The 14,079-nt window shown below is 60.3% G+C and carries 11 protein-coding genes; 6 read left to right on the top strand and 5 right to left on the bottom strand.

The window, feature by feature from the left end; all coding sequences use genetic code 11:
* Nucleotides 1–4: 4 nt before the first annotated feature.
* The 5 genes from pyrR to gshB form a co-directional block, all read right to left on the bottom strand.
* Nucleotides 5–511, bottom strand: coding sequence for a bifunctional pyr operon transcriptional regulator/uracil phosphoribosyltransferase PyrR (pyrR, locus tag AC07W5_RS02500; RefSeq protein WP_494990703.1), 507 nt, complete (start codon nt 509–511; stop codon nt 5–7).
* A 120-nt stretch (nt 512–631) separates the two neighbouring features.
* Nucleotides 632–1,072 (bottom strand): Holliday junction resolvase RuvX, encoded by a 441-nt coding sequence (ruvX, locus tag AC07W5_RS02505; RefSeq protein WP_494990702.1) that lies wholly within the window; start codon nt 1,070–1,072, stop codon nt 632–634.
* Nucleotides 1,072–1,641, bottom strand: a complete 570-nt coding sequence (locus AC07W5_RS02510; protein WP_494991174.1) for a YqgE/AlgH family protein — start codon at nt 1,639–1,641, stop codon at nt 1,072–1,074. The genes ruvX and AC07W5_RS02510 overlap by 1 nt, the downstream gene beginning before the upstream one ends.
* Nucleotides 1,642–1,877: 236 nt before the next feature.
* Complete coding sequence (locus tag AC07W5_RS02515; RefSeq protein WP_494990701.1) at nt 1,878–2,777, bottom strand: energy transducer TonB; 900 nt, start codon at nt 2,775–2,777, stop codon at nt 1,878–1,880.
* Between the two features lie 77 nt (nt 2,778–2,854).
* Entirely contained in the window at nt 2,855–3,808 is a 954-nt protein-coding gene (gene gshB, locus AC07W5_RS02520) for a glutathione synthase (RefSeq protein ID WP_494990700.1), read from the bottom strand.
* Nucleotides 3,809–4,034: 226 nt separating this feature from the next.
* Between gshB and pilG the strand changes: the two genes are divergently transcribed.
* The 6 genes from pilG (at nt 4,035) to AC07W5_RS02550 (ending at nt 14,051) form a co-directional block, all read left to right on the top strand.
* Entirely contained in the window at nt 4,035–4,442 is a 408-nt protein-coding gene (gene pilG / locus AC07W5_RS02525; RefSeq protein WP_494990699.1) for a twitching motility response regulator PilG, read from the top strand.
* A 43-nt stretch (nt 4,443–4,485) separates the two neighbouring features.
* Nucleotides 4,486–4,863 (top strand): twitching motility response regulator PilH, encoded by a 378-nt coding sequence (gene pilH / locus AC07W5_RS02530; protein WP_495013104.1) that lies wholly within the window; start codon nt 4,486–4,488, stop codon nt 4,861–4,863.
* Between the two features lie 10 nt (nt 4,864–4,873).
* Nucleotides 4,874–5,413 (top strand): chemotaxis protein CheW, encoded by a 540-nt coding sequence (locus AC07W5_RS02535; RefSeq protein WP_494990697.1) that lies wholly within the window; start codon nt 4,874–4,876, stop codon nt 5,411–5,413.
* Nucleotides 5,414–5,547: 134 nt separating this feature from the next.
* Nucleotides 5,548–7,608, top strand: a complete 2,061-nt coding sequence (locus AC07W5_RS02540; RefSeq protein ID WP_495013105.1) for a methyl-accepting chemotaxis protein — start codon at nt 5,548–5,550, stop codon at nt 7,606–7,608.
* A gap of 37 nt (nt 7,609–7,645) precedes the next feature.
* Complete coding sequence (locus tag AC07W5_RS02545) at nt 7,646–13,603, top strand: Hpt domain-containing protein (RefSeq protein ID WP_495022730.1); 5,958 nt, start codon at nt 7,646–7,648, stop codon at nt 13,601–13,603.
* Complete coding sequence (locus AC07W5_RS02550; protein ID WP_494990694.1) at nt 13,596–14,051, top strand: chemotaxis protein CheW; 456 nt, start codon at nt 13,596–13,598, stop codon at nt 14,049–14,051. The genes AC07W5_RS02545 and AC07W5_RS02550 overlap by 8 nt, the downstream gene beginning before the upstream one ends.
* Nucleotides 14,052–14,079: the final 28 nt, after the last annotated feature.

The raw sequence follows: 14,079 nt of genomic DNA on the forward strand, positions 1-14,079 counted from the left end.
ACTCTTAAAGGGCGAGGTCTTGAAGTTCGAGTTGGAACGGCGCAGGGCCGGACAGCTTTACCCTTTCGTTTGCGGCAAGTGACAGCGTGGCGCCGACCACATTCGGTCGGATCGGCAGCTCGGCGGCGTTCAGATCCAGCAGGCAGACCAGCGTGACGCTGGCAGGGCGGCCGTAATCGAAAAGCTCGTTGAGCGCCGCGCGGATGGTCCGTCCGCTCATCAGCACATCGTCGATCAGCACCAGATGCTGGCCTTCGATCTCGAATGGCAGCTCGGATGGGCGCACTTGTGGGTGCAGGCCATTCTGGCTGAAGTCGTCGCGGTAGAAAGAGACATCCAGCGTGCCCAGTGGCGAATTGCTGCCCAGGGCTTCCAGCAAGGCCTGGGCAACCCAGACGCCGCCAGTGCGAATGCCGATGTAGCGCGGCTCGCTGATGGCGCGTTGGGCCAGGTGGACCTTGAGATCGATCGCCATCTGGCTGATCAGTTCGGTGGGGTTGGGCAGGCTCATGGTTGCTCCTTCATGGGCCCGAGCCGGGTTCTGCACAATGAGGCTCGGGTTGTAACTGCTTGGTTTGCGGCCAGGAGGCGCGTCGCTGATGACAGCCACACGTCTTCAGGATTCGACTTTTCAGGATTCGAACAGCGCTGCATTTTCGTCGAGCCAGCCTTGCAGCAGCAGGGCTGCGGCGATGGCGTCGACCGGGTTGTCGCGATAGCTGCCACGCTGGCCGCCGCGGGCCAGGCGTTCGCCCTTGGCCTCGAAGGTGGTCAGGCGTTCATCATGGGTATAGAAGGGCAGGTTGTAGCGGCCATTCAAGCGCCTGGCGAATTTCTCGGCACGCGCGCACATGTCGCTGGGCGTGCCATCCATGTTCAGCGGCAGGCCAACCACCACGGCGTCGGGTTTCCACTCTTTGATCAGTGCTTCGACCTGATTCCAGTCGGGAATGCCGTTCTGCGCCTTCAGGGTGCAGAGTTCACGGGCCTGGCCGGTAATCACCTGGCCGACGGCGACGCCGATCTGTTTGGTCCCGAAGTCGAAACCCAGCAGCAAACGCAATGCGGCCATCAGGCGTGCCCCGCCTGGCTGGTCAACAGGTTCAGGTTGATGCCCAATCGCTTGGCAGCTGCTTCCAGGCGCAGTTCGCTGCTGGTGTTGAACAGAATGTCAGCGTCGAACGGACAGGTCAGCCAGGCGTTTTCGGCCAGTTCGGCCTCCAGTTGCCCGGCGTCCCAGCCGGAGTAGCCGAGGGCGATCAGGCTTTTTGGCGGGCCAACGCCATCGGCGATGGCGAACAGCACATCCTGGGAAGTCGACAGCGCCAGGCCGTTGAGCTCCACCGTTGCCTGGTAGGTCGAACCGCTGGGGTGCAAGACAAACCCGCGGTCGGTCTGCACCGGGCCACCGGTAAAGATCGGCACGTGCTGGCAGAGCGGCGCAGGCTCGATGTCGGGGCGCAGCTGTTCGAGGATGTCCGCCAGGCTCAGGTCCTGTGGGCGATTGATCACCAACCCCATGGCACCATTGGCAGTGTGCTCGACGATGTAGATCAAGGAATGCGCAAAGTTCGGGTCGGCCATATGCGGCATGGCGATCAGGAAGTGATGCTTGAGGTAGCTGGGGCTGACGTTCTTCATGTGCGCTAGTGTGGCGTTGGCGGGGCGAGCTGACAAGCTGGTGATGCACAGGAAATGGTGAGCGGTACTCCCCCGTAGCAGCTGGCGAAGCCTGCGTTCGAGGACGCAGTCCTCGTAAAACCTGTGATCGCGATCCTTCCGGGAAAACGCGGTTTGGCCATTTACGACTGCTGCGCCCGAACGCGGACCGAGCCGAACGCAGGCTTCGCCAGCTGCTACAAAGAGCCTGCGTTTACCTAATTACTCGACAACTTGTCCCCACGGGCAAACTTCCAGGTACGGATGATTTCCAGTCGGTCGATATCCGACAGGTCGCCGCTGAACGGTGCAAAGGGCGCAGCCAGGCGGACGATTCGCTGTGCTGCCTGATCCAGCAGCGGCTGACCTGAGGACTCCAGCACCAGCACTTCATACAGCGAACCGTCGCGGTTGATCGAGACCATCAGTCGCAAATTACCGTAAATCTGCTTGCGCCGGGCCTCGTCGGGATAGTTCAGGTTGCCGATGCGTTCGACCTTCTTGCGCCATTCGTCCTTATACCAGGCACCTTTGTCGTGCATGGTCGAAGCGGCGCTCAGGCGGTGGATGCGCGGGCGCTTGGCATACAACTGCTGTTCATTGGCAAGTTCGGCTTCCAGGCTGGAGATTTCGCTGGAGAGTTGTGAGCTGTCGAAACTCGGTGTGGCGGCCTTGGGTTTGGGCTCGGTCTTGAGCTCTTCACGCGTGGTGGTGGTCTTCTTCGGTTTCGGCGTAATGGTGGCGACCGCAGCTTTCGGCGCGGCCTCCAGGACCTCGGCTTTCACTGAGGGCGGTGGCGTGACCTTTTTCACCGTGTTGTCCTGGAATGGCGCAACTTCGGTGGTTTTCGGGATCGCTTTTTTGTCCAGGGTGCCGCTGCCTTGCTGGTTGTCCTGGGCGAGGAAATCAGCCTTCTTCGGCTTGGTTTCGCTTTTGAAGGTGGCGAGAGTGATTTCCAGGGTTTTGCTGATCTGCCTGGGTTCGGCGAAGGTAAACCCCAGACCCAGGATCAGCGCCAGATGAATCAGCGCCGCGAGAAACAGGGTAAAGCCGAGGCGATCGGCCGCACGCACGCCGCTGTTGGAGAGTTCGGGGGGTAGATCGGCGGGGAGTGTCATGTCAAGAAAACCAACATCGCGCGTTTCACAGGCGGCGCATGATAACGCAATGTTGGTTTGTGCTTGTGTGTTCTATATCAACGGGCTTTAAGCTTCAGATCGATGGCATCCATCAGCATTTCGCCGATTTTCGTGCCATAGGCGTTGTCGATCTCACGGATACAGGTCGGGCTGGTGACGTTGATTTCCGTCAGGTGCTCGCCAATCACGTCGAGGCCGACGAACAGCAGGCCTTTTTCACGCAGGGTCGGACCAACCTGAGCGGCGATCCAGCGATCCTTCTCCGTCAGCGGTCGCGCTTCGCCACGACCACCGGCCGCGAGGTTGCCGCGGGTTTCGCCGGCTGCCGGGATTCGCGCCAGGCAATACGGTACCGGCTCGCCATCGATCATCAAAATGCGTTTGTCGCCGTCCTTGATCGCCGGCAAATAGCCCTGAGCCATGATTTGCTGCTTGCCGTGCAGGGTCAGGGTTTCCAGAATGACCGAGAGGTTCGGGTGGCCGGCGGTGTGACGGAAGATCGATGCGCCGCCCATGCCGTCCAGCGGTTTGAGAATCACGTCACCGTGGTGGTCGGCGAACTCGCGCAAGATATCCGGGCGACGGCTGACCACGGTCGGCGGCGTGCACTGCGGGAATAGTGTGGCGAACAGCTTTTCATTACAGTCGCGCAGGCTTTGCGGCTTGTTCACCACTAACACACCGGCGCGTTCGGCTTGTTCCAGCAGGTAGGTGGAGTAGACGAACTCCATGTCGAACGGCGGATCCTTGCGCATCAGGATCACGTCCAGATCGCTCAGGGCGTTGTCGGTTTCGGCTTCCAGTTCGAACCATTTTTCCGGGTTGGCAAAAACTTTCAGGGGACGCATCCGCGCCCGCGCCTCACCGGCATTCTGGTAGAGGTCGCGCTGCTCCATATAGAACAGCGACCAGCCGCGCTCCTGGGCGGCAAGCAGCATGGCCAGCGAGCTATCCTTTTTATAGGAGATGCTGGCAATGGGGTCCATGACAATCCCGACGCGAACGCTCATGGGCAATATCCTCGATTCGGCAAGGCCGATATGGCTTGAAAAAGTGGCGTCAGAGTGGCGCTCGGCTTGTTCCCGGTCAAGGAAAAAACACCTCGCTGGTCGGCCGATAGATTGAAGCTTGCGACTGTGCTAAAAAGGCTCCCGAGCCCTTGAACATCAAGGGTTTCAAGTGCTGGTAACCGGTACACGGACAAAATCGATTCGCTGTGGCGATGGTAGAGCAGATATGGAACAGCATTCCAGCGCCTTGAAGGTCATGGTGATCGACGATTCGAAGACGATTCGCCGTACTGCCGAAACATTATTGAAGAACGTGGGTTGCGAAGTGATCACGGCGATCGATGGTTTCGATGCGCTGGCCAAGATTGCCGATAATCATCCCGGAATCATCTTCGTCGACATCATGATGCCGCGTCTGGATGGTTATCAAACCTGCGCCCTGATCAAGAACAACAGCGCGTTCAAGTCCACGCCAGTGATTATGCTGTCCTCCAAGGACGGTCTGTTCGACAAGGCCAAGGGTCGGATCGTCGGCTCTGACCAGTTTTTGACCAAGCCCTTCAGCAAGGAAGAACTGCTGAGCGCGATCAAGGCCCATGTGCCGGGTTTCGCTGCAGTAGAGCAAGCACATTGACGTGCGGCCAGCGGGCCGCACGCCTATACCAATGGGGAAGACCATGGCACGTATTCTGATCGTCGATGACTCGCCGACCGAAATGTACAAACTGACTGGCATGCTGGAAAAGCACGGCCATGAAGTGTTAAAGGCTGAAAACGGCGCCGACGGTGTGGCCCTGGCCCGCCAGGAAAAGCCCGACGCCGTCCTGATGGACATCGTCATGCCGGGCCTCAACGGTTTTCAGGCGACCCGCCAGCTGACCAAGGACGCTGAAACCAGCCACATTCCGGTGATCATCATCACCACCAAGGATCAGGAAACCGACAAAGTCTGGGGTACCCGCCAGGGCGCCAAGGACTACCTGACCAAACCTGTGGATGAAGAAACCCTGATCAAGACCTTGAGCGCGGTTCTTGATAACAAGTCGGCCGGCTGACGGCGGTCGTATGACCGACTCGCAAACTGCTTTTGAGCTATTGCTGGAGATCGACCAGCGCTGTCGCCTGCTGGCGGCGGATTTGCCGTCCCAGGAAACCCGCCAGCAGAGCTGGAGCGGGATTGGCTTTCGTATCGGCGAATGCTGGTACGTCGCGCCCATGGGTGAAGTCAGCGAGGTCCTGCATGAGCCGCGTTATACCGTGCTACCCGGGGTAAAACCCTGGGTCAAAGGTGTCGCCAATCTGCGCGGACGGCTGTTGCCAATCATGGATTTGTGCGGTTTCTTCGGACACGAGCTGTCAGCGTTGCGTAAACAGCGGCGAGTGCTGGTGGTCGAGCACAATGATGTGTTTGCCGGCTTGATGGTGGATGAGGTGTTCGGCATGCAGCACTTTGCGCACGACAGTCTAGAGTCGGTGTCGTCGTACCCGCTGGAAGTCGCGATTGCACCGTACGTGAAGGGGCAGTTCCAGCGCGAACAACTCTGGCAGGTCTTCAGCCCGTTCGCCCTGGCACAGTCGCCGGGCTTCATGGATGTAGCGCTGTAGGAGCGAGGCTTGCCCGCGATGAACGATAACGCGGTGAACCTGTAAAACCGCGCTGCCCATTTCGCGGGCAAGTCGGATCGCCGCACCGCTCGCTCCTACAGAAGGTAGGAATTCAGGTATTTAGGCGAGGACCGATGATAAAAGCAAATACAGGCAAATCAATGGAAGGGTCACGCAGCCGTTCGCAGATCATCGTGCTGTTCATCGCCCTGATCGTGTTCATCATGCTGCTGTTCGCCAACTTCGCTTACCTCAACACTCAGTCCAACTACGACAAGCAGTACATCGGCCATGCCGGTGAACTGCGGGTGCTGTCCCAGCGTATCGCCAAGAACGCCACCGAGGCGGCGGCCGGCAAGGCGGCCGCATTCAAGCTGCTGAGCGATGCGCGCAATGATTTTGCGCAACGCTGGGGTTATCTGAAAAAAGGCGACCCGAGCACCGGTCTGCCGGGGGCGCCGCCGGACGTGCGCCCGGAAATGCGTGCGGTGCAGCTGGATTGGGAACGCTTGCTGAAGAACACCGATGCGATTCTTTCCAGCGAACAAACCGTGCTGTCCTTGCACCAGGTCGCGGCGACGCTGGCCGAGACCGTGCCGCAATTGCAGGTCGAGTACGAAAAAGTCGTGGAGATCCTGCTGCAGCGCGGGGCTCCTGCCAGTCAGGTGGCCATGGCCCAGCGTCAGTCGCTGTTGGCCGAACGCATTCTCGGTGCGGTGAACACCGTGCTTGCCGGTGACGATACCGCGGTGCAGGCCGCCGATGCCTTTGGTCGTGATGCGACGCGCTTTGGCCAGGTGCTCAACGGTATGCTCCAGGGCAATCCAGCGCTGAAAGTCAGTCAGGTCGAGGACCTCGATGCTCGCGCACGTCTGACCGAGATCGCCGAGCTGTTCCAGTTCGTCTCGGGTTCAGTGGATGAAATCCTTGAAACCTCGCCCGAGCTGTTCAAGGTTCGTGAGTCGGCCAGCAACATTTTCAGTCTGTCGCAGACCCTGCTCGATGAAGCCTCGCTGCTGGCCACCGGCTTCGAGAACCTGGCAGGTGGGCGCTCGACCCATTCTATCGGCGGTTACGTTCTGGGCTTGCTGGCGCTGACCTCGATCATCCTGATCGGTCTGGTGATGGTTCGGGAAACCAATCGCCAGTTGCGCGAGACGGCCGAGAAGAATGAACGCAATCAGAACGCGATCATGCGTCTGCTGGACGAAATCGAAGACCTGGCCGATGGCGACCTGACGGTGACCGCTTCGGTGACCGAGGACTTTACCGGCACCATCGCCGATTCGATCAACTACTCGGTCGATCAGCTGCGCGATCTGGTGGCAACCATCAACCTCACTGCCGGCCAGGTCGCCGCCGCGGTACAGGAAACCCAGGCGACGGCGATGCACCTGGCGCAAGCTTCCGAGCATCAGGCGCAGCAGATCTCCGAGGCATCGACGGCTATTAATGAAATGGCCCAGTCCATTGACCAGGTGTCGGCCAACGCGGCGGAATCCTCAGCAGTGGCCGAGCGTTCGGTGGAGATCGCCAACAAAGGCAACGAGGTGGTGCACAATACCATCCACGGCATGGACAACATTCGCGAGCAGATTCAGGACACCGCAAAACGCATCAAGCGTCTGGGCGAGTCTTCTCAGGAAATTGGCGACATTGTCAGCCTGATCGACGACATTGCCGATCAAACCAATATTCTGGCGCTCAACGCGGCTATTCAGGCCTCCATGGCCGGTGACGCCGGGCGTGGCTTTGCCGTGGTGGCCGATGAAGTGCAGCGGCTGGCCGAGCGCTCGTCGGCAGCGACCCGGCAGATCGAAAACCTGGTGCGGGCAATCCAGACTGACACCAACGAAGCGGTCATTTCCATGGAGCAGACCACCACCGAAGTGGTGCGTGGCGCCCGACTGGCTCAAGATGCAGGGGTTGCTCTGGAAGAAATCGAAGGCGTGTCGAAAACCCTCGCGGCTTTGATCCAGAGCATCTCCAATGCGGCGCAGCAGCAGACGTCCTCGGCGGGTCAGATTTCCTTGACGATGAACGTGATCCAGCAGATCACCACGCAAACGTCGTCCGGCTCGACCGCCACCGCCGAGAGCATCGGTAACCTGGCGAAAATGGCCAGCCAACTACGGCGCTCGGTGTCCGGCTTCACCTTGCCAGCCGCCATGGAGCGGGACGCGGATAACGCTTGATCAGTGCATGCCGGGTATGAAATTGACTGGAGTGGTTATGGTTGATCGGCACGACTATGTGGCCCTCGAATGGGTCAAGGGCGAGATTGCCGAAACGCTGAAGCAGGCCTTTCTTGCCCTGGACAGCATGGCCCTCGACACCCTGGTCGACGACCCGCAGGTGGCGTCCGCGTTCAACCAGTGCCTGGCGTGCATTCATCAGGTTCATGGCAGTCTGCAGTTGGTCGAGTTTTACGGCGCGGCCTTGCTTGCCGAAGAAATGGAAAAACTGGCGCTGGCTTTACAGCAGAACCGCGTCAGCCATCGCGATGAAGCCATCCGGCTGTTGCAGCAGTCGCTTGGTCAACTGCCCATCTACCTCGACCGCGTTCACAGCGTCCGCCGCGATTTGCCGCTGGTGGTGTTGCCATTGCTCAATGATCTGCGCAGCGCCCGCGGCGAAAGCCTGTTGTCGGAAACCAGTCTGTTCAGCCCGCAGTTACTGGACTTGCCAGCGCTGGACGAAGAAACCCTGGCGCTGCTCGAGCCGGCGGATCTGCCAAGTGTGCTGCGCACGTTGCGGCAAATGCTGCATGTGGCGGTTACCGGGCTGCTGCGCGAACAGGATGATCAAACCCACCTGGTTCATCTGGCCAAGGTCTTCGCCTGCCTTGAAGAGCTTTGCCGGAACGCGCCCCTGAGTCCGTTGTGGCAGGTCGCTTCGGCGCTGGTGGAGGGCATGCTCGCTGGCAGCATCGCCAACAGCCCGGCACTGCGCAGTTTGCTCAGAGACGCCGACAGGGAACTCAAGCGCTTGCTCGAACAAGGGATGGCCGGAATCAATCAGCCTGCCCCGCAAGAGCTGCTTAAAAGCCTGTTGTTCTATATTGCTAAAGCCGAACACCCCACCGGGCAGATGCAGACCATGAAAGAAAGTTACGGACTTGATGACGCGCTGCCTGACAGTGCCGTGGTCGATGCAGAGCGCGCACGTCTGGCAGGCCCGGACCGGGATGCCATGCGTTCGGTACTGGCCGCGTTGTGCGAAGAGTTGGTGCGGGTCAAGGAGCGCCTGGACCTGTTCGTGCGCAGCGATCGCCAGCATGCCTCCGACCTGGACAACCTGCTCGCGCCGTTGCGGCAAATTGCCGACACCCTGGCGGTGCTCGGTTTCGGCCAGCCGCGCAAGGTGATCATTGATCAACTGGCGGTAGTCCTGAGTCTGGCCCAAGGGCAGCGCCAACCCAATGATGCGATTCTCATGGATGTGGCCGGGGCCTTGCTGTACGTCGAGGCAACCCTGGCCGGAATGGTCGGTACGGTGGAGCCTGAGAGTCGCGAAGAAAGCCGGCTGCCGACCACCGACCTGACCCAGATTCACCAGTTGGTGATCAAGGAAGCGCGGATCTGTTTGCAGCAAGCCAAGGACATGATTGTCGACTTCATCGACGCCGGTTGGGATCGTCGGCGGCTGCAACCGTTGCCGGCGTTGGTGACCCAGGTACGCGGTGCCCTGGCGATGATTCCGCTGAGTCGCGCGGCGAGTCTGCTGGAAGCCTGTAACGGCTTCATCCGTGAGCATTTGTTGGTCGATCGGATTAAGCCCGGTTGGCAGCAACTCGACAATCTGGCCGACGTCATCACCAGCGTCGAGTATTACCTGGAACGCTTGAGTGAAGACCCTCAGGCGCCTGGCGAACAGGTGCTGGACGTCGCCGAGGAGAGCCTGGCCGCGTTGGGTTATTTCCCGGCCCAGCTGCAAGTGCCGCTGCTCAATGATGTGCTCACCGCGCCTGAAGCCTTGGTGATGAACGATCTGCAAACGCTGGACAGCCCTGAAGTCGTGCAGTCCCTGGCCGACGTACTGGCCAGCCCGGTTTCCGTCCTCAACCCGCCAGCCCTGCATACGCCGGGCAGCTTGCTGCCACCGCCCGTCGGTGAGGCGCCGGTGGACGATGAGTTGCGGGAAGTCTTTCTCGAAGAGACCGACGAAGTCCTCGAGGTATTGCACGAATATTTGCCACGATGGTCGGCTGACCCCGACAACAAAGCCGCGTTGAGCGAACTGCGCCGTGCCTTCCACACGTTGAAAGGCAGCGGGCGAATGGTCCGGGCACTGGTGTTGGGCGAGCTGGCCTGGTCGGTGGAAAACCTGCTCAACCGGGTCCTGGAACACAGCGTCGAGCCAGGGTCGCAGGTGCAGCAACTGCTGGGCGAGGTGTTGCAACTGTTGCCCGAACTGGTCGGCGAGTTTGCCGCCAATGCCCAGCGCCAGCGTGATGATGTTGACCATTTGGCCTTCCGTGCCCATGCGCTGAGCAAGGGCGATGAACAGGCCCCGGACGCCATTGCGAAAGAACTGGAAGCACTCGATCCGCAGTTGCTGGAGATTTTCCGCAACGAAGCTGAAACCCATCTCGACAGCCTCAACCGCTTTCTCGATCAAGCCGCCGAACACATGCCGTTACAGGCCAGCGATGAATTGCAACGCGCGCTGCACACCCTCAAAGGCAGCGCGTACATGGCCGGCGTGTTGCCGATTGCCGAGCTGGCGACACCGCTTGATCAACTGGCCCGTGAATACAAGGCGCACCTGGTTGCGCTGGACCTGGATGAGGTCGAACTGTTGCTCGAAGCCGAAGGGTTGTTGCGCCGGGGTTTGACGCAACTGAAAACCGACCCGCTGGCTGACATCAATGGTGCGAAATCATTGATCGAACGTACCCAGACGCTACTCGCCGAACGCCTGCAAGCGCTCCTCAACTCTCCGAACACGGGCCTTCGGATCAAGCGTGATCCGCAACTGGTCAGCAACTTTCTCGCCCAGGGCATGGACATCCTGCTGGATGCTGAAAACCTGTTGCGCCGTTGGCAGCAACATCCGGGTGAGCGTCAGGAACTCAGTGCCTTGCTGGATGAACTGACCACTTTGGGTGAAGGCGCGCATCTGGCTGACCTGCATCCGGTCGATGAGCTGTGCGAAGCCTTGCTCGACCTGTATGGCGCGGTGGAAGAGAGCAGCCTTGCAGTCAGCGAACGGTTTTTCCATGAGGCCGACAGTGCCCACGAAGCGTTGATCAGCATGCTTGATCAACTGGCTGCCGGCCAGGAAGTCAGCCCGCAGCCTGCGCGAGTGAAAGCCCTGCGCGATTTGCTCGATCAAAGCCTCGACCCGTCAGCCATGGGCCTGATCAGGAGCGATGGCAGTCGCTCGTTGAGCATTACCGAACTGAGCGCCGCCACCACTGAGCTGGAGAAGGCGCCGGTTGCCCTGGATCTGGATGACGAAATCGTCTCGATCTTTCTCGAAGAGGCGGTGGATATCCTCGACAGCGCCGGGCAAGCCTTGCAGCGTTGGCTGGATGAGCCCGATAACGCCGCGCCGCTATTGTCGTTGCAGCGCGACTTGCACACCCTCAAGGGCGGTGCGCGGATGGCCGAAGTCGGGCCGGTCGGTGACCTGGCCCATGAGCTGGAAAGTCTCTACGAAGGTTTGGTCGATCGCCGCTACAGCCACTCCAGCGAATTAGCGCAGCTGTTGCAGCAGAGCCATGACCGCTTGGCCATGTTGCTTGAGCAACTGCACCATCAACAACCGCTGAGCGATCCGAGTGCCTTGATCGAGGCAATTCGCGAGTTCCGTCTGGGCAGTGTCCCGAGCGCTGAAGTGCTCGAAGTCGCGTCCCCGCCAGACTCGACGAGCAACGATCCCGAGTTGCTGGAAATCTTCCTCGAAGAAGGTTTCGATATCATCGACAGTTCCGGTGCCGCGTTGTTGCGCTGGCAAGCCGAGCCGCAAAACCGTCTTGAAGTGGAAACCCTGCTGCGCGACCTGCATACCCTCAAGGGCGGCGCGCGGATGGTCGAAATCGCACCGATTGGCGATCTGGCCCATGAGCTGGAGTTTCTTTACGAAGGTCTGTCGGCCGGCTTGCTGCAACCGACGGCGCAATTGTTCACGCTGTTGCAAAGCAGCCATGACCAGCTTGCACAAATGCTGGATGCCGCGCGGGCGGGTCAACAGGTGCTGTCGGCCGAGACATTGATCGAGGCAATCAGAGGCTTCACTCATCCTGTAGCGGGCGATCCGCAGTTGCAGACTCTAACCGCCGAGGCCGCGCCACAAGCACAGGCTAAAGCCGAGTCGCCAGTGATTTCGCCCGAAGCCGGCGCGGCCGGCGATATGGTCAAGGTGTCAGCCGAGCTGCTGGATGATCTGGTCAATCTGGCCGGGGAAACCTCGATCTTCCGTGGCCGCATCGAGCAGCAGGTCAACGATGCCCAGGTAGCCCTGAGCGAGATGGAAACCACCATCGAGCGCATGCGCGACCAGTTGCGTCGTCTGGACACCGAAACTCAGGGGCGGATTCTCAGCCGTCAGCAAGTCGAGGCCGAACGTCTGGGCTACGAAGAATTCGACCCGCTGGAAATGGACCGTCACTCACAGTTGCAACAGCTGTCGAGGGCGCTGTTCGAGTCGGCGTCCGACCTGCTCGACCTCAAGGAAACGCTTGACCGCTGCAACCATGACGCGGAAAACCTGTTGCAACAGCAGGGGCGGATCAACACCGAATTGCAGGAAGGTTTGATGCGTACGCGCATGGTGCCGTTTGAACGCATGGTGCCGCGCCTGAAGCGAATCGTCCGGCAGGTCGCCAGTGAGTTGGGCAAAGACGTCGAATTCATTGTCGGCAACGCCCAGGGCGAGATGGACCGCAACGTGCTTGAGCGCATGGTCGCGCCGCTGGAACACATGCTGCGTAATGCCGTCGACCATGGTCTGGAATCCGCCGAGGTGCGCCGTGCTGCCGGCAAGCCGGAGCAGGGCAGGATCACTCTGGATCTGGCTCACGAAGGTGGCGACATCATTTTCGACATACGCGACGATGGCGCCGGAGTGCCCCTCGAAGCGGTGCGGCGCAAGGCGATCAAACGCGGGCTGCTCGATCCGAATCTCGACATCAGCGACCGCGAAGTGCTGCAGTTCATCATGCAACCGGGGTTTTCCACCGCCGAAAAAATCACCCAGATCTCCGGTCGTGGCGTCGGTATGGACGTGGTCCACGAAGAAGTCCGGCAACTGGGCGGCAGCATGAGCATCGACTCGATCCCGGGACAGGGTGTGCACTTTCGCATTCGTCTGCCGTTTACCGTGTCGGTCAACCGCGCGCTGATGGTGCAGTGCGCCGACGACCAATACGCGATCCCGCTGAACACCATCGAAGGCATCGTTCGTGTGCTGCCCAACGAGCTGGACAGCTATTACCAACTCGACCCGCCGCTCTATGAGTACGCCGGGCAGCGCTATGAACTCTGCTACCTCGGTGAACTGCTACAGACCACGGTCAAACCGAAGCTGCTCGGCCAGAGCCTGCCGTTGCCGGTGCTGTTGGTGCATTGCAATGAGCGACGGATTGCGGTGCAGGTCGATGCCATGGCCGGCACCCGGGAAATCGTGGTGAAAAGCCTCGGCCCGCAGTTTGCCGCGGTGCAGGGGTTGTCCGGCGCGACCATCCTCGGCGATGGCCGGGTGGTGCTGATTCTTGACCTGCTGACACACATCCGCGCCACGCAGACACGCTTGCCGCAACTGCGTACTGCCAACGGCGGCGAGTTACCTGTGGTTGAGGCCGAACAGATGCGGCCAATGCTGGTGCTGGTGGTCGATGACTCGGTCACCGTACGTAAGGTCACCAGCCGCCTGCTCGAACGTCACGGTATGAACGTGCTGACTGCCAAGGACGGTGTCGACGCCATGGCGCTGTTGGAGGAGCACACCCCTGACCTGATGTTGCTGGACATCGAAATGCCACGCATGGACGGTTTCGAAGTGGCGATGCAGGTCCGCAGCGATCCGCGCTTGCAGCACCTGCCGATCATCATGATCACCTCCCGCACCGGCCAGAAACACCGCGATCGCGCCATGGCCATCGGTGTCAACGACTACCTCGGCAAGCCGTATCAGGAATCGGTTTTGCTGGAGAGCATCGCCCACTGGAGTAAAACCCATGCTTGAGCACCGCACCAGCAACCTCACCGGGCTGCTGCTGCCCTTGGCCGACCGCAATCTGATCCTGCCCAACGTCGCCATCGCCGAACTGATCGACTACCAACCCGGCACCTTCGACCTCGACTCGCCGCCCTGGTACCTGGGCATGGTGACCTGGCGCGACCGGCAAATCCCGCTGCTCAGCTTCGAGTCAGCCTGCGGCAACAAAACCGTGATCGGCGACCGCGCACGCATCGTCGTGCTCAACGCCCTGGGCGGCCGCCCGCAACTCAAATTCATTGCCTTGCTGGTTCAGGGGATACCACGCTCCTGCAAACTCGACAGCCAATTGAGCTACGTCGATGTGCCGCTCTGCCCACTGGAAAAAGCCGCCGTACAGATCGCCGAGCAAGTGGCCAAGGTACCGGACTTGCTGGGGCTGGAAGAGTTGCTGGTGGGAGCAGGGTTGGTTTGATCATTCGATCGTGACTTGATAAGTCCTA

The organism is Pseudomonas sp. GW821-FHT01E05, from assembly GCF_059422425.1.